Origin of the sequence: Nonomuraea wenchangensis, assembly GCF_900111685.1 — a bacterium.
Classification (GTDB): Bacteria; Actinomycetota; Actinomycetes; order Streptosporangiales; family Streptosporangiaceae; genus Nonomuraea; species Nonomuraea wenchangensis.
On record NZ_FOHX01000021.1, the window covers coordinates 1 to 16,428 of the forward strand.

The window sequence follows — 16,428 nt, forward strand, 5'->3', positions numbered from 1 at the left end:
CGCAGACATCCGATCTGCGTAAGTTGTCAAGCCATGGCCTTCGATGGTGGCTGGAAGGCGACATCTTCGTTGTAGGTCACGCCCTTTTGCAGGCAGTGGTGGAGGCAGCCGAGCAGGCGGTTGAAGGTGTTGCGTAGCGCGCTGGAGTGTCGCTCGCCTTCGGCGCGTCGCCGGTCGTAGTGGGCTCTGGGGCCCGGCGCTCGTAGGGATGCGAAGGCCCAGACGTACCCGGCGGCGGCCAGGCGCTGATTCTTCACTTTGCGGTGGTGGACGACCAGGCTTTTGCCCGAGGCGCGGGTGATTGGAGCTGCGCCGGCGTAGGCCTTCAGCGCGCGTGCGTCTGCGAAGCGGGTGCGGTCGTCGCCGAGTTCGGCGAGCACGCGGGCGCCGGTGACGTCGGCCAGACCCGGGAAGCTGGTGATGACGGCAGCGTCCGGGTGCTGGTGGAAGGCTTCGTTGGTGGCGTCGGCAAGATCGTCGGCGGCTCGGCATGCTGCATCCAGCTGTAACAGCAATGCTTGGGCCTGACGTCCGAGCGCTTCTTCGACCAGTGGGAGCTGGCGAAGGTGTTCTTCACTGAATAGTGCCTGCAGCCGGTCGGCCCAGGTGGCGATGTTGCGCTGCCGGCCCGAGGCGCGCAGCAAGGCGTGCAATCTGCGGGTGGTGAGCTTGGCGGCCGCGGTGGGCGTGGGCGCCGCCTGCAGGATGGTGCGGGCTTCGCGGGAGGTCAGGCCGATGTTCTTGACGTGGAAGGCCGTCAGCGCCGCGGGGAAGTATTCGCGCAGCAGGGATCGCAGCTGGTTGGACAGCTGCTGCCGGCTCCAGATCGCGTCTTGTTGTGCCCGGGCCAGCACGGCGATCGCCTGAACCAGCTCGGAGTCCTGGGGCAGCGGCCGGTGGCAGGCCGCGTCCACGCGCAGGATGTTGGCCAAGGTCATGGCGTCGGCGTGGTCGGACTTGGCGCGGGCGACGGTATGGCGTTCGCGGTAACGGGCCACGGCCAGCGGGTTGATTGCATATACCTTGCGCCCAGTGGCCCGCAGGCAGGACACCAGCAGACCACGTCCGGTTTCGATCGCGACGGGGATGGGGCTGTCAGGACGGTCACCGTGCTCGGCCAGCAGCTCGACCAGGACCCGCCAGCCGCGGGCATCGTCGCTGATGCGCCGTTTGGCCACCAGCTTGCCGCCTTCATCGACGAGGGCGACGTCGTGGTGCCGTTCACTCCAGTCGATTCCGCATGTCACCGTCACCGGCGCCTCCTTCGTTCGATCCTTGGCTCAGGTGAGCCGCGCAGGGGCACGCCACGCCCTAATGAGAGAGCTCGACGGCTCGACATCCGATCAGCAGTTCGTGGCCCCAGCCCGCCGCAGGTCCGCGTTCTGCGCAAGGGCTCGAGCGCCCGGGTAGATACGAGCGGTGTCTCCTGCGGCTGGCTCACGCCACGATCGTGACCGAAGAAGCGGCCTGGCGGGTGGCGGCCGAGAGGGAACGAGGTGCACGGCCTGAGCAGAGGACTCCGAGGTCCGGTATCGACTCAGGGCATGGGCTCGGTCCCCGTCAACCGCCACCCGCCGGCCCCTCGCCCCAGTCCGCACGGCCTGCGGTCAGGAGTCAAACTCCGATTCGAATCCAGGCATCTGGAGCGAGCGCCCGAGTCGGCGAAACTCGGGGTCGTACGGAGTCATTAGGTTCGAATCCTGCCGGGGGCACTCACCTGGATCGGCATTTCAGACCCCTGACCTGCGGCTTCACAGCCGCAGGTCTATTGTTTTGTACCTTTGATAGGCAGCCGACAGTGCCCGCGTGCAGCCGAGAGACCATGATCAGGGGATATACGCGGGATTGATCTTGATAGCGTTTCCCCAGCTCAGGCCCCGATTACGGCGATCCTGGCCGCCGGCAACCAATACGACCGCACCGACAGTGCGTGGACGCGATCAGCCGGGCCGGTTGCCGGTCGGGATCACGATCTTGGTCTGCGCCCCCTTGGTGAGGTAGTACGTGGTCCACTTCTTGATCATCTCGTCGAGGAGCCAGGCGGCGGACGGCACCAGCGGCAGCCCGATCGCCCCCTCCCTGAACTGGACCAGCAGCGGCCAGGCGGTCTTGATGACCGGGTCCCACAGCGGCTCGCGTGGGATGCCGTTCCACTCGGCCACCTGGTCGCCGGTGAGGTAGCGGGAGAACGCGTTGACGAGCGGCTTGTCGATGCCGCCCGGGCTGGTCAGCTCCGCGAGCATGTTCCGCAGGATGTTGTTGAGCTCCACGCCCTCCGCCGTCGGCCCCATGTTCCTGGGCAGGACGATGTCCGACTGAGCGTAGGAGGTATCCCAGGTGGCGGGGATGAACTCGTCCCTGATGCCGAGCATGTGCGCGAGCAGTTGCAACGAGTGCAGGTACGCCGTGGACTCCCCGGAGGAGATGCGCACCTTCCACGCGCGCATGCCGCGCATGGAGAAGGTCGCCAGGGTGTGCCAGGTGACGAGCATGTCCTCCTGGCTGATCGGGATGGGGCCGGACCAGTGGGGCGACGACTTGAGCAGATGCCGTACGGCCGCGTGCACCAGCCGGGTCTTGACGGCCTCGACGACGGCCGTGCCGCCGGGACCCCAGGCGTTCTGCGGCCGGACCGCGTACGCCAGGACGTTCGTCTTCGCGACCCGGTCCTTCAGGTCGGCGCCACCGGCCGAGTAGTAGACCGCGCGGGCCTCCTTGGGAATGGCGGTGGCCAGCATGCCGGCGCCGACGATGGTGAGGACGACGATGTAGTTCCCCTTGAGGACGTGGAAGCGGGCCGCGGCCTCGAGCTTGGCCTGGTCGGCCCACGGCGGGAGCTGGCGTGCCTGCTCGATGAAGGCCCGGAGGTCTTCAGGAAGCCCGGCGGGCAGGGGCTGGTCATTGCGGTTCCAGTCGTACAGGAGCCGGTTGACCTCGGGGATGACGCCACGGTCGAACAGCGAGGCGAGAAGTGGATCGGCGACGTCGTCCCACACCCACCGGGGGTCGGCGCCGCTGCCGGAGCCCGCGACCGAGCCGCTGGCCGGCCAGGTCCAGCCGTCCGCCAGGGTGTTCGCCTGGGCCGGTGAGGCGATGCCCAATGCGCCGAGCGCTCCCAGCGCGGTACCTGAGATCAGTATGTCGCGCCTGCTCAACTCTGCCATGGCCTGCACTCCTTCGAGGTGGGGGGTCTCGCTCAGGGCAGTCTTGATCGGCTCGCCGGAGATCCATTCAGCAGGCAACGCGCCGTCGCCGCGCCTGCCGGGTTCTCCCACGCCGCTTCCTCCTTCTCGTACGATGGCGAGAAGTGGGTGATACTAAGCAACAGAATTTGAGTCTGTGTATCATCATGAGAACACGTTGTTACGGACACCACAAGACCCGCTCTTGAGACAGACTCGATGCAGAAGGTGAGCGTGGAACAGGGTCGTTGCTGGAGCGCGCCTACGTGGACGCCGTCGAACGCGTCGACGACAACGACGAGCTACGGGCTCGCATCTCGACGCGGCGTACGAGCAGTTCTGCAGGATGGGCATCAGGCGCTCCACCATGGAGGACGTCGCCCGGCGGGCCAAGGTGTCGCGCATCACCGTCTACCGGCGCTTCGAGAGCAAGCACACGCTGGTCGAGCACGTGGTGCGCCGGGAGTTCCGCCGCTACTTCGACCGGTTCCTCATCGACATCGAGCAGGCCGGCACCGCCGCCGACAGGGTGGTCCTCGGCTTCGTCAGCTCGTTGCGCGCCATTCGCGGCAACCCGCTGATCGGCGGCCTCCTCGTCTCCGAGCCCGACCTGCTCGTCCCGTCCATGATGACCGATGGGGGTCAGACCCTCGCCACCGTACGGGAGTTCGTCGCCGGCCGGCTCCGCCGCGAGCAACGCACGGGCAACGTGTCGGCCGCCCTCGACGCCGACCTCGTGGCCGAGATGATGGTGCGCGTCTCCACCTCGTTCCTGGCGATCCCCAGCGCCGTCATCGACCTCGACGACGACGACGAGCAACTGGTCACGGTGGCCAGGCGCTTCCTCGTGCCCATGCTCGAACCCTGACCTCCAGGTCCTGCTCCCCCGCCGCCCGCCCGCGCTGATCCGCTTCCGGTCATGTTCTGATGGTGGCCGAGCCGCCGAACTCGGTCCAGGATGAGTCCAGGATGACTCCTGCAGATGTTCTTGATCTGCGGGCAGCGCCGGCGCGGGCTACGCCCTGGCCGCGGACGTCCCTAGCGGGCGGCCACCAACCCGCCGCTCCTTCCCCGCCGGATGGCCCGGAGGGCCGGGCTCAGTCGACCGGGGTTTGCCGTCAGCAGGGCCAGCCAGCTCGTACACCAATCCCGTGGACGCAACCCGGTGTTGGTCGTTGTGGAGGGTGGGGTGACAGGATGGTTTGTTCTGGTTGAGTCGGGTCGATGTCCTGCGTTTTGCGGTGGTATGTCGGACCCTGGGGAAGTTCAGTGGTCGTGGGCCGGCTCTTCGGGTGGGAACACTACGTGTTCGGCGTTTCTTTGCAGGAAACGCCATGCCTCGGCGCGGCCGGAGCTGACGGGGAATGCCTCCACGGTGAATTCCTGGTCCAGTTCGACGTGGAGGTCGCCGAGGGGGGATATGCGCACGGTGGTTACGGTGGGTTGTAGTTCTGCGAAGGTGGCGTCGACGCGGTCCGCCATGAAGTCGTACATGGTCCGTTCGCTGTCGGGCCGGCCGGTGTCGCGGACTTCGCTTTCGCGCCAGGCGAGGTCTGCGGAGCCGAGGATCGCTCGGCTCCGGTAGGTGATTCGGAAGGGGCATTGGAGGTGGAGCGCGAAGGCGCTCCACCTGTCGTCTGTCAATGCGTCCGACGGTGCGGGGTCGAATTCGATGATTCCCATGTTCAGTGCCCGGCCGACGCCGATCGCGTGCAGCCCCAGGAGAGTGCCGAGACGTTCCTCCAGGCGAGGATCATCGTGAGGCGGGTCGGGAAACAGGGTGGTCCTCCGAACGGCTCTGGCTCTGGCTCCGGCGCTGCACTTTGGGTGGGCAATCCTATGGGCTCCAGGTGGGGCGGGCGCGTCAGCTGAACCTCCGGCAGACCAGAGGAGCACACCATCATGTCGATCACCTTCACCGAGCAGGACCAGCTCACCCTCCGTACCGCCGCCTGGGGCGCCGTCTTCCTGATGTCCGCCGCCGGCTCGGCCCACAAGGCCGCCACCGAAGGCTCCATCGCCCTGACCAGCGCGACCGGCTCCATCGGACACGTACTCGCCAAGGCCCCCAAGGGCGTGAAGTACGGCAGGACCGTGGCCGCCCTCGCCGACCAGGTGCTCCCCGCCCTGACGGCGTCCATGACCCTGCTCGAGCAGCACGACCCGGCCGAGGCCGACAACTTCCACCGTACGGTCCACGTCGCCGTCGAGGCAGCCACCCGCCCCCAGCACGGCACCCCCAGCCCCACCATGACCGAGATGGCCCGCAAGATCACCGAAGCCCTCGACGCCGCTTGACGACACCCTGCGGCGGCCGCGCACCGGCCCCGCGGCGGGGTCGATACGCGGCGGCGGGATCAGTCCAGCCAGCGGCCGGCGCCACGTACGGTGACCTCGAGCAGCTCCGCCGGATTCGCCGGGTCGGGATAATAGATGATCATGGTCGTGCCGGCCGGGAGCAGCATCTTGACGGCCTGGACGCACCCCGCCACCACCTGCCGCTGCCGATCGGGCGCGGTGCCGTCGATCGGCGCCGCGTCACAGACGCCGCCGGGATTGTTCATGACCAGCCGCAGCGTGCCGTCCCGGAGCGCCACCTCCTTCGTGGCGACGCGATAGGCGAGCTGCGTTTCGAGCTGCGTCGCCGGGGGCGCGACGGGCAGGCCGAACTGCTGCCCGTACAGCAGGCTGAGACGCTGTTCGAGGGCCGCCAGGTCGTCGTGCAGCCCGCTTTCGACCGTGTAGTTCGCCCATTTCGACAGATCGTCGGCCGGTGGCAGGCTTGCGATCGGCAGGCCGTTCGCGTCGAGCACCCGTCCGGACTCGTCGACGATGTAGCCCTGGTTGTTCAGCGGCTTGATCGATTCGCTCACGTTCCTGAGCTGTCGCGCGGCATCCGCGTACGGGCACTGCCCACCGTCCTGGACGCATCCGATGGGAAGGATGCGGAGGAGCGAGGTCGCCAGGTCGGACTCGTGGATCGCCGAGAGGATCGTCCGGTCGGACAAGTGCTCGCGCAGGTACATGGTCCCCCAGATCGAGTTGTACTCCGCGAACCGGAGCTCCTCCGGGACGAGCGACTCCACGAAGGTGCCCTTCCACTGGCTCGCGTACTTGTCCCAGTCGGGGTCGGTCTGGTCCAGGAGCCCGGTGACGCAGTCCGAGAAGTTCTTCTTCGCGCTTGCCGAGCCGCCCACGCCGAGGGACTTGCACTTCTTGACGACGTTCCACTGGGAGGCGGCGTTGAGCAGGTCCAGCCCGGTCAGGGCCATGTACTCCTCGGCGAGGCGGTGGGTCTCCGTCTCCCGGTCGGAGATCCCCCTTGCCGCGAAGTAGAAGAGCGGGCTCATGACGACGGACATGCAGGCGTCCTGGGCCTTGCCGACGAACTGCTCCCTGCAGTGCTTGATGCGTTCCTGGGCGTAGCCGTCCGGGTCGTGGAGCGGGCCCTTGGGGTCGTTGAGGAGCTTTTCGACGTAGGCGTTGCAGTCGTTGTATCCGGGCAGGCCGTCCTCGGGCCCCCACTTGCAGTGCCCGTACCACTCGGCCTTGAGGTCGCCCAGACGTTCCTTGGCCTCCGCCCGGTAGTGGTCGAACACCTCGGCGGCGATGCGCGCCGCTTCCGACGCGCTCTTGCCCGCCAGGATCTGCGCCCCGTACGCGGCGTCGTAGGCGGCGTAGGCGCCGGCCGCGTCCTGTGCCGCCGAAACGGCCGAGGCACGGGCCCAACGAGCGGAAAGGGACGCCCTCCCCGCCGACAGCTGGGCCTGCTTGGTCGCGTTCGCGGCGGTGCGGACGGACTCGGCGGCCCGCTCCGCGGACGCGGCGGCGTCGCGGGCGTGGGCGACGGCCTGGGTCGCGAACGTACGCGCCTGCTCGGCCGCCTTCCCCGCCTCGGTCGCGTAACCGATGGCCTCCTGCGCCGCGCCGCGGGCCTGCGCCGCCGCGGCCTGCGCGGTGCGCGCGAAGTCGACGGCGCGCTGCGCGATCTGCGCTGTCTCGATCATCAAGGAGGAGGCGATGTAGTTGTGCGTCGCGGTCGCGTGGTCGCGCTCGGCCGCGCGGTGCCGGTCCACCTCCAGGAACTCGACCTGCATCGCCGTCGTGCCGGCGAGGGCGACCTGGGCGGCGTTGCGCACCTCGGTGCCGTTGGAGTCGTCCCCGGCGATCGCGCCGACCCTCGACCGGATGTCGATCGGGTACGTGGTGCTGTGCGTCACGTCCAGGAACTTCTTGAGTGCGTCGGGGTCGTCCGATCGCAGGGCGAGGTTCGCCGCTTCCTCGGTCTGCGTGTCGCCGGCGCCGCGGGCCTCGGCGAGGATCCGCCCGACCTGCTCGCGTTCCTCGGCGGCGAGCTCGGGGTAGTCCGGGTCCTTGAGGAACGCGACGACGCCGGCCCACCCGCCGTCGAGGGCGTGCTGGGCGGCGGCCCTCATGGCCGGGGTCCCGGTGACCATGAGACCGGTCAGGGTGGTGCGGTCGTCCTGCTCTTCGGCGGCCGCGAGCCCGCTCCTGACGAAGGCGAGGACCCGGACGGGATCGTCCTCACCGAGCGCGGCCACGGCCGCCGAGCTGGTCCACGTGCCGGGCACGGTCGCGAAGTACCGGGCCACCTGCCGTGCCTTGCCGACCGCCAGGGCCGGATCGGCCTGCTCGCCCGCGACCTCGGCGACCTCGGCGACCTCGGCGATCTCGGCGATCAGCGCGTCGATCTGCGGGGTGTGATATTCGCTCATCGGCGCCCCGAAGCCGCGAGCGTCCCCCAGCTTGGCCTCGGCCGCCTCCTGGCTGACGTGCCGGGCGAAGGACAGCTTGAGCTCGAGCTCGTCCTGGAGCCGTTCGGCGTCCGCCTCACGCGCCGCCTTGTACACGACCTGGGCCGTCTCCGCCGCCCGCAACGCGTCCTCCGCGGCGTGGTAGGCGTTGTTCGCGTGCTGGGTCGCCAGTTCGGTCGCGTTGACGGCGCCGCCCGCGTGCTGCGCCGCGCTCGCCGCGGCGCTCGCCGCCGCCTCCGCGTAGGACACCGCGCGCGTCGCGGCATCGCGCGCCTTGCCGGCCGCGTCCTTGGCGATGTCCGCCTGGCGCACCGTCTCCACGGTGGCGCGCTTGGCCCGGTCCGCGCTCGCCCTCGCCCGCGAGGCGGCGGCGAAGGCGGCCTTCGCCTCGGCGCTGGACTGCCCCGCGTAACGGCCGGCGGCCTCGGCCGCGCGGCCGGCCGCCTCGGTGTTCGCCCTCGCCGAGTCGGCCGCGGCGACCGCGGCGTACGCCTGCTGGGTCACGGCGGTGATCTGGTCGATGGGCGAGATCCAGGCGGAGATCGCCGGCCCGATCGCCTGCATGACCTGGTTGTGCGCCGCCGCCGCGGCGGCGGCCGTCGCGTCCGTCTCCGCCGCCGACGCGGCCGCCCACGCCTCGTCGGACTTCGCGTGCGCCCGCGCCGCCGCGGTCGCGGCGCGTCCGGCTGCCCCGGCGGCCGCGCGCGCCGCGTCCGCCGCCGCCCGCGCCGCCTGTGTGGCGACGCGGGCCGCCGCCGCGGCGCGATCGGCCGCCTCGGCCGCGCGCCGGGCCTGGCGCTTGGCTTCCGCCGACTCCTGCCCGGCCAGCGAGGCGAGGCGTTCGGCCTCCGCCGCCTCGTTCTTGGCCGCCAGTGACTCCGCCTTCGCGCGTTCGGCCTGCGCGACCGCCGAGATCGACTCGAAGGCCGCGCGGCGCGTCGCCTCCGTGGCGCTCGCCCGCAGATCGCCCAAGGTCTGGTTCTCGTTGTCCCTGGCCTGGGCCACCCCCCAGTCGATCTGGATGAATCGCTCCTGCGTCTCCAGGCTGCCGTCCGCGAGCGCCCGGTTCGCCGCGGCCCGCACTTCCGGGCCGCCTTCCGCCATCGCGCGGTTGACGACCGCCCGCAGGTCCAGCCGGTACGGCAGCCGCCACCCCGACTCGATGAACTGCCCCAAGGCGGCACGCGTCCCGTTGCGCAACACCGCGTTCGCGGCGGCCTTGACCTCCGGGCCGCCGGCCGCCTTCATCTCGTTCACGCCGGCGCGCAGGTCGATCTCCCGTGCGGTCTCCCAGCCGCCGTCGAGGAACGCCGTCACGGCACCGGCGTCGTCCGAGAGCAGGGCGGCGTCGGCGGCGGCGGCCACCTCGGGCCCTCCGTGAGTCTTGATGCGGCCGAGCTGTTCACGGTCGTCCTGTGCCGCGAGCCGGGGAAGCTGGGCGACGAACGCGCAGATCGCCGCTTCGTTCCCGAGCAGGGCCTCCTCCGCGGCCGGACGGACATTCACGCCGCCCGTGACCCAGGCGTCCAGCACCACCTGGCGTTCGCAGGCCGGCGCGGCCAGGGGCGCTGACGCCGCCCGTGCTTCACCGACGGGGCTGCCCATGACGAGCAGCGAGAGAACGGCGCCGATCGTACTTGTCGTCTTCCATAAGGACCTGTCGCGCATCGCAGTCACTTCCGCCCGTTGTCACCGAATGAAGAGGCCGGGTCACCGAATGAAGAGGCCGGCCGGCTGCGTCCGCCGACCGGCCGTCCCGTGCTCAGTTCACGACCCGCAGTTCCAGGAGGGTCTCGCGGCAGTTGTCGGGATAATCCGGGTGATTCTCGTCGCACGTGACATCCGTACGTCCGAACTGCTCGCTCTCGTCGCGCTCGACGCGCTTGGTGCGCTCCACGCCCGAGGCCACGTTCACCACCGTCGCGTCCACGTCGTGGCCGGCGCCCGGCGAGCGGCTGTCCCCCTGGACCTCGTAGACGTTCGGGATCCTGAGCTTGACGTATCCCCCGGTCGCGACGACCTTGAAGCACACCGCCGTCACGCCGAGATGCGGCTCGCCGACCTCGGTCTGACCGTTCAGCAGGCCCGGGAACACCTTGATCACGCCGACCCCGTTCTCGGGGGAGGCCGTGCACGAGACCCAGATGAGCCCGCCGTTCCCGGAGAGCAGCTGGAAGTGCTTCGCCTCGGCCTGTTCCGTGCCCCAATCGTCCTGGCCCGAGGTGCCCGCGAACTCGTGCCGGAAATGCGCGGGATAGGTGAAGTTCTCGACGATGGAGTCCGGGGCGATGACGGGCCACACGGTCTCCCAGGCGGGCACCGCGTTCGGATAGGCCCGACCCACGAACCACGCGATCCCGTCCAGCGGCCGATAGAGCAGCAGGTGGCCCTGCCCGCCAGAGCTTCGGAGGTCGAAGGCGATGATCCGGTCCCTCGTGCTCTTCAGGTCGTAGCCGCCGATGCCGGTCGAGCTGTGGAACACGGCTCCGAACGTGTTGCCGGCGCCGTGCTTGAGCACCCAGGCCGTCTGCCCGCCGGGACGGTAGAGCAGCAGATGATCGAGCTTCCCCGTGTCCTCGTAGTCGAAGGCGATGATCTGGTCCGCCGTGCTCTTCAGGTTGTAGCCACCGAGCCCGCCGTCGGCCGTGGAGTAGACCGGAACGTGGCTGCCGTCCGTACCCCGCTTGAGGATGGAGACCATCCCGGCCCCCGGCCGGTACGCCACCAGATGGTCGGACTTTCCCGAATGGCCATAGTCGAAGGCGATGATCCGGTCCGCCGCGTTCATCAGGTCGAAGTCACCGATGCCGATCGAGCTGCGGAACACCGCCTTGAACGAGTTGCCCGCCCCGTGTTCGAGGATCCAGGCCGTGTGCCCGCCCGGGCGATAGAGCAGCAGGTGATCCAGCTTCCCCGTGCTCCCGTGATCGATGGCGATGATCTGGTCCGCCCCGCTCTTCAGGTCGTAGCCGCCGATCCCCGTGCCGGTCGAGGAGTAGACCGGCGTGAACGTGGTACCGCTGCCGTGCTTGAGGATGTGGACCATTCCGGTCGCCGGCCGGTACAGCACCAGATGATCAAGCTTGCCCGAATGGTCATAGTCGAAGGCGGTGATCCGGTCCGCCGGGCTCTTCAGGTCATGACCGCCGAGCCCGCCGCCGGCCGTGGAGAAGACCGGGACGTAGGTGCCTTCCGCGGCGTTCCGCTTGACGATGGAGACCATCCCGGTCCCCGGCCGGTAGAACAGCAGATGATCGAGCTTTCCCGAATGCTCGTAGTCGAAGGCCACCACCTGGTCCCGGGCGTCCTTCAGGTCATAGCCACCCAGCCCGGTCGAGCTGGATCCGGACGTGCGGAAGGACGTGGTGGGCTCGGCCGCGACCAGGCCGATCCAGCTCGCCAGGTCGTCCACCCGCACCGCGTCGGCCCCGCGCGGCCCGTCGGCGGCCGCGCCGAGGCAGCCCCCCTGCCCCGCGCCCGAGCTGAGCCCCACGAGCTCCGGGCGGGTCTCGTCCGGACGGAAGACCGGCGCGCCCGAGTCGCCCTGGCAGGCGCTCACGTCGCCGCCGTCCGCTCCGGTCCAGCCGAACGAGGCGGTGTCCACGGTTCCGGCCGTGACCGGCGCGCCATGCAGCCGGCTGGGCGCCCACTCCTCATCGGTACGGCCGAAGCCGGCGACCTGCAGCGCGTCCCCCGCGGCGGGAACGGTGGAGCTGATCGCTACAGGTGCGACGTCGAGCACCCGCAACGCCAGCCGGACCAGCACGACATCCCGGTCGCGGTGCGGGTGGATCCACTCCACGGGCAGCACCCGCCCGCCCGTATCGGACAGGTCCGTCCTGCCGACCGTCACCGTCGTCGCCACCGTCGGCGCCCCGCTCTTGACCGGCTGTCCCGGGGAGGCGAAACACGTGGTGGTGGTGATCACCCACTGCGGGCTGACCAGGGCTCCGGTGCATCCGTGCGCCTCACCGACGCTCACCTTCGCCACGAAACCCCACTTGCCGTTGACGACCGGGCCCCCGCCCCGCACCGCCTGCGCCGGCGTCGCCCCCGCCCAGAGCACGGCCGAGGAGACGGCCATCAGGAACGAGAGGGTCGTGATGTGTAATAACCGGATCATTCGCTGGAGGTTCACGGCACGATTGTGGGAGCCGCGATCACGGCGAACCAGGGCATCCACCGGTCACTGAGCGGCCGTTTGCCCGACGAGGAGCCCCTTCATCGGCCCACTGGGTTTGGTAGATCTTTTACGCTCTCCTGTCGGACGAAATGTCGCCGGCGCCTCTTCGGCCTGGGCTTCCCGTTCCGTCAGAGCCGTCGATCACTCCTTCTGGAGCGCCTGACCTGCGGGAACATCCGGTACGCTCGCGCTACCCACAGGCTTCCGGTTTGTACTCATCAGTCACTTGTCATCACTTTTGTCAGTGATTTGTATGGGTAAATCCGGTCTCGTCCGGAAGGTCCCCAACTTCCATGACGTCAGATATCCAGAAGTTGATCGACGCGGCCCAGACACCTCATGATGGGCCGCGCACCGACATGGACCAGAACGGATCCCACCAGGGCGGCTCCCACCATGAGGGCGCCGGCTCGTCATCCGTGGCAACCCGTCCCGCGCCAGAGCCGACACACGCCTCCGACGACACGCCGCCGCACGAGAGCACACCGCCGTCCGGCACTCCAACGGCAACGCCTACCGCGACCCCCTCCGCGACCCCGACTCCCACGACGTCGGACTCATCGTCCCCCACCCCTACGACGTCGGATTCGTCCTCCCCCACGCCCTCCACCTCCGAGTCCCCGTCGGCCACCCCCACGGCCACCTCCGAGTCACCTTCAGCCACCCCCTCGGCATCCGACTCGCCCTCGGCCACCGGCGAAGCCGAACCGGCCGCCACCTCCACTTCAGCGCCGGCGACGGCAACTTCGACCGCGCCGACCTCCGCGCCGGAGGCAGCCGTAGCCGACGAGGTCTCCAACCCCGCACCGCCGACCCCCAGCGCCACACCTTCTACGGCCGTCCCCGCACACCTCAACGCCTCGGTGTCCACCGAGCAGGCGGGCTCCTCCACCGCGACGATGGTCACCTCGGCCGTGGTGCTCGTGGTCGCCCTGCTGGCCGTGCTCGCGGTGCTCGTGGTCAGGTCCCGCCGGACCCGCCCGGCCACCGCCGGACACGTCGAGCCCGTACCCGCGGCTCCGGTCCCCCAGCACGGCTTCGCCAAGCCCATCGAGGACTACCCATGGACGCGGCAACTCCTCGAAGCCATCGAGAACGTCACCGCCCTCGACGAGCAGGACAGAGCCAAACCAAGCGCGCCGCACGACTCCGGCACGGACCCTGAGGCGACCGCCGCCTGGACCCCGCCCTTCAAGCCCTACATCCCGCCCCCAGCCGGCGATGACGACGACACCAAGCCGGGAAGCACCACTCCGTAGTCGTACCGGTCCTGCTCACGTCTTTCCCCGGGGTCGGCGGGCGGCCAGTTCGATCCGGACGAACAGCACCACCAGCACGACCATCACGACCGACGGGGCCACGAGCCACAGCCAGCGCTGGGCCCACCAGCCGGGAGTCGGCTGCGCCGGCAGGGTGCCGCCCAGCCCTTCATAGACCCACAGCACCACCAGGTACGCGGTCATGTGCCAGAGAAAGATGGTCAGCGCGCCCACGTTGAGCGCCACCACCGGCTTCCAGACGGCCGGGCGGCGCAGCAGGCGTTCGGCGGCCGGCGTGATCAGGACCAGCAGCCCGAGCTGGAAGACGGCCAGGGCGGCGATGGCGGCGTTGGTCGGGAAGATGTTGGATTCGACGCCGGCGGTGGACACCATCGAGGCGGGGTAGCCCGCTACCGCTGTCAGCACAACCAGCCCGGCCAGCCCGGTCCCGGCGACCGCGAGCCGCTGCGCCAGCGGCCGCCGCCCCAGCTCCCAGCTGCGCCAGGCGTAGCCGAGCTGGTGGCAGAACAGCCACACCAGGGCGGCGGTCACCCAGCCCGCCCAGGTCAGGCCGGCGCCGCGGTGCGCCACGCTGCCGAGGGCGATCAGCAGGACGAGCGCCGCCAGGACCCCGGCTCCGTAGCGGGCGTTCAGGCTCGCGGTGATCGGCACCGTGGCGATCAGCAGGCCGTACACGGCCAGGAACCACAGCGGCGTCAGGTAACCGGGGAACCACTCCCACATCCATCGGTGCGAGCCGGGCAGGGCAGCCGCGATCAGCTCGCCGGCGAGCCAGATCAGGGCCCAGGCGGCGGTCGGCCAGAGCAGCCGCCGCAGCCGGCTCCGGACGAACCCGACGGCGATCGTCCCACGTGCCCGGGCCCGTTGCCAGCCGACCAGGTTGGCGTACCCACCGACCAGGAAGAACACCGGCATGATCTGCAGCACCCAGGTGGCGAGCCAGCCACCGGGCACGGCATGGATCGGGTTCGGCATGGTCAGGTTGCCGTGGGCGGTGCGGTGGGTGACCGACAACGTCCAGTGCCAGAGGGTGACGACCACGATGCACAATGCGCGGGCGGCGTCGACCACCCGGTCGCGGGACGCCGGCGTGGCCTCGACCAGCCGGTCCAGCGTCGATCGTCGGTCCGTGGCGCTCCGGGGCTGCCGGTCTTCACGTCCTCCGCTCAGCTGTACAGCTCCTCGATGTCGGCCGCGAAGTCCTTGTGCACCAAGGCACGCTTGACCTTCAGGGTCGGGGTCAGATAGCCGTTCTGCTCGGTCAGGTCGGCGGAAAGGATCCGGAACCTGCGGATCGACTCGGCCCGGCTCACCATCGTGTTGGCCTCGTCCACGGCCGTCTGCAGGCTGGCCAGCAGCTCCGGATCGTCACGGAGCTCGGCCGGGCCGGCCTGCTCGGGCCTGCCGGCGGCCCGCTTCCACGACGCCAGCGCCTCGATATCCAGGATGATCAGCGCGGCGGTGTACGGCCGCCGATCGCCGACGACCACCGCCTGGCTGATGAGCGGATGGTTGCGCAGGCGGTCCTCCAGCGGCTCCGGGGCGAGGTTCTTGCCGCCGGCGGTCACGATGATCTCCTTCTTGCGGCCCGAGATCGTCAGGAACCCGTCCTCGTCAAGGGCGCCGAGGTCGCCGGTGAGCAGCCAACCGTCCGCGGTCAGGGTCTCCCTGGTCTTCTGCTCGTTGCGCCAGTAGCCCTGGAACAGGATCGGGCCCTTGATCAGGATCTCGCCGTCGTCGGCGATCCGGATCTCGACGCCGGGCAGGGGCGGCCCCACCGTGCCGATCTTCTGCGCGTGGGGCAGGTTCACGGTCGCGGCGGCGCTGGTCTCGGTCAGACCGTAGCCTTCCAGCACGGTGATGCCGATCCCGCGGAAGAAGTGGCCCAGCCGTACGCCCAGCGGCGCCCCGCCGGAGATGGCGTAGCCGACCCGGCCGCCGAGCGCGGCCCGCAGCCGCCGGTACACCAGCCGGTCGCACAGGCGGTGTGCCAGGCGCAGGCCCCGGCCGGGCCGCCCGTCGTCCAGCGCCTGGCTGTAGGCCACGGCGGTCCGGTCGGCCCAGTCGAAGATCTTCCCCTTGCCCTGGGCGTGGGCCCGCTGCTGGGCGTCGTTGTAGACCCGCTCGAACACCCTGGGCGACGCCAGCAGGAACGACGGTCGCAGGGCGGCCAGGTCCTCGGCCAGCCTGGCCCGGTCGGCGCTGTGCGCCAGGCACACGCCCCGCTCCAGGCAGGCCACCTGGATCACCCGCGCGAGCACGTGCGCCAGCGGGAGGAACAGCAGGGTCGAGGCGTCCCGGCCGAAGATGTGCTCCAGGCTGTCGATCGCGGCGCGCGCCTCGTACAGCAGATTGCCGTGACTCAGCATGCACCCCTTCGGGCGGCCGGTGGTGCCCGAGGTGTAGACGATCGTCGCCAGGTCGTCGGCCGTCACCGTCCGGCGGCGCTCACGCAGCAGGACGTCGTCCACACCCCGCCCTTCCTCGCGGAGTCGGTCCAGGCCGCCGCCGTCGATCTCCCACATCCGCGGCGGCCTGGGCAGGCCCTCGGACGCCTCCTCGACCAGGCGGCGATGCGTTTCGTGCTCGACCACCACCGCGACCGGGCCGGCGTCCTCCAGCACCCAGCGGATCTGCTCGACCGAGGAGGTCTCGTAGATCGGGACCGGCACCGCCGCCACCGTCCACAGGGCGTAGTCCGCCACCGTCCACTCGTAGCTGGTGGCGGCCAGCAGCGCGACCCGGTCACCGGGCTGTATCCCGGCGGCGAGGAAGCCGGCCGCCAGAGCGCGGACGTCGGCCGCGAACCGCCCGGCCGTCACCGGACGCCAACCGCCCTCCGACCGGCGCCTGAACAGGACCAGGTCGCCGTTGACCCGGTCGTCGGCGAACACCACGTCGGCGAGCTGGGTGTCCGGGGCAACGGTTGTCGGAGCGGGGATCGTATAGACGGGCATCGTCCATCTCCCTCTGCAGAAAAGGTCGACCAGGCGGCACCGGGCGCCGTA

General features: G+C 70.0%; 10 protein-coding genes and 1 pseudogene. 3 read left to right on the top strand and 8 right to left on the bottom strand.

Annotated elements, in window-relative coordinates:
• Nucleotides 1-26: 26 nt before the first annotated feature.
• Together BMW85_RS41005 and BMW85_RS41010 are read right to left on the bottom strand one after the other, a co-directional pair.
• Entirely contained in the window at nt 27-1,253 is a 1,227-nt protein-coding gene (locus BMW85_RS41005; protein WP_091092601.1) for an IS110 family RNA-guided transposase, read from the bottom strand.
• 687 nt (nt 1,254-1,940) lie between these two features.
• Complete coding sequence (locus BMW85_RS41010; RefSeq protein ID WP_245775361.1) at nt 1,941-3,275, bottom strand: oxygenase MpaB family protein; 1,335 nt, start codon at nt 3,273-3,275, stop codon at nt 1,941-1,943.
• Between the two features lie 155 nt (nt 3,276-3,430).
• On the opposite strand from BMW85_RS41010, the pseudogene BMW85_RS41015 reads away from it, so the two are divergent.
• Nucleotides 3,431-4,050: pseudogene (locus BMW85_RS41015) on the top strand (TetR/AcrR family transcriptional regulator).
• 398 nt (nt 4,051-4,448) lie between these two features.
• Here BMW85_RS41015 and BMW85_RS41020 read toward each other — a convergent pair.
• Nucleotides 4,449-4,865: a hypothetical protein gene (locus BMW85_RS41020; protein ID WP_091092602.1), complete on the bottom strand. Its 417-nt coding sequence runs from the start codon at nt 4,863-4,865 to the stop codon at nt 4,449-4,451.
• A 219-nt stretch (nt 4,866-5,084) separates the two neighbouring features.
• Between BMW85_RS41020 and BMW85_RS41025 the strand changes: the two genes are divergently transcribed.
• Nucleotides 5,085-5,480, top strand: a complete 396-nt coding sequence (locus BMW85_RS41025) for a hypothetical protein (RefSeq protein WP_091092604.1) — start codon at nt 5,085-5,087, stop codon at nt 5,478-5,480.
• A 59-nt stretch (nt 5,481-5,539) separates the two neighbouring features.
• Here BMW85_RS41025 and BMW85_RS41030 read toward each other — a convergent pair whose 3' ends face one another.
• From BMW85_RS41030 to BMW85_RS50025, 3 genes are all read right to left on the bottom strand, one after another.
• The gene (locus BMW85_RS41030) at nt 5,540-9,625 is read right to left on the bottom strand and encodes a hypothetical protein (RefSeq protein WP_091092605.1); all 4,086 of its coding nucleotides are present in this window, start codon (nt 9,623-9,625) and stop codon (nt 5,540-5,542) included.
• A 94-nt stretch (nt 9,626-9,719) separates the two neighbouring features.
• A complete protein-coding gene (locus BMW85_RS41035) occupies nt 9,720-12,095 on the bottom strand; it encodes a S1 family peptidase (RefSeq protein ID WP_143082578.1) in 2,376 nt (791 codons plus the stop codon).
• Between the two features lie 382 nt (nt 12,096-12,477).
• On the bottom strand, nt 12,478-13,011 hold the full coding sequence (locus tag BMW85_RS50025; protein WP_177241141.1) for a hypothetical protein: 534 nt from the start codon (nt 13,009-13,011) through the stop codon (nt 12,478-12,480).
• On the opposite strand from BMW85_RS50025, the gene BMW85_RS41045 reads away from it, so the two are divergent.
• Nucleotides 13,004-13,399, top strand: a complete 396-nt coding sequence (locus BMW85_RS41045) for a hypothetical protein (RefSeq protein WP_143082579.1) — start codon at nt 13,004-13,006, stop codon at nt 13,397-13,399. The genes BMW85_RS50025 and BMW85_RS41045 overlap by 8 nt on opposite strands.
• Nucleotides 13,400-13,414: 15 nt before the next feature.
• Here BMW85_RS41045 and BMW85_RS41050 read toward each other — a convergent pair whose 3' ends face one another.
• Together BMW85_RS41050 and BMW85_RS41055 are read right to left on the bottom strand one after the other, a co-directional pair.
• Complete coding sequence (locus tag BMW85_RS41050) at nt 13,415-14,491, bottom strand: acyltransferase family protein (RefSeq protein ID WP_091092612.1); 1,077 nt, start codon at nt 14,489-14,491, stop codon at nt 13,415-13,417.
• Nucleotides 14,492-14,586: 95 nt separating this feature from the next.
• Nucleotides 14,587-16,377 carry an AMP-dependent synthetase/ligase gene (locus BMW85_RS41055; RefSeq protein ID WP_091092613.1) on the bottom strand — a complete coding sequence of 597 codons (1,791 nt, stop codon included), beginning with the start codon at nt 16,375-16,377 and terminating at the stop codon, nt 14,587-14,589.
• Between the last annotated feature and the right edge of the window lie 51 nt (nt 16,378-16,428).

What these genes read in the sequence shown, in the direction of transcription:
- BMW85_RS41030 (WP_091092605.1), bottom strand. Translation starts at nt 9,625, where the DNA reads ATGCGCGACAGGTCCTTATGGAAGACGACAAGTACGATCGGCGCCGTT.
- BMW85_RS41025 (WP_091092604.1), top strand. Translation starts at nt 5,085, where the DNA reads ATGTCGATCACCTTCACCGAGCAGGACCAGCTCACCCTCCGTACCGCC.
- BMW85_RS41020 (WP_091092602.1), bottom strand. Translation starts at nt 4,865, where the DNA reads ATGGGAATCATCGAATTCGACCCCGCACCGTCGGACGCATTGACAGAC.
- BMW85_RS41055 (WP_091092613.1), bottom strand. Translation starts at nt 16,377, where the DNA reads ATGCCCGTCTATACGATCCCCGCTCCGACAACCGTTGCCCCGGACACC.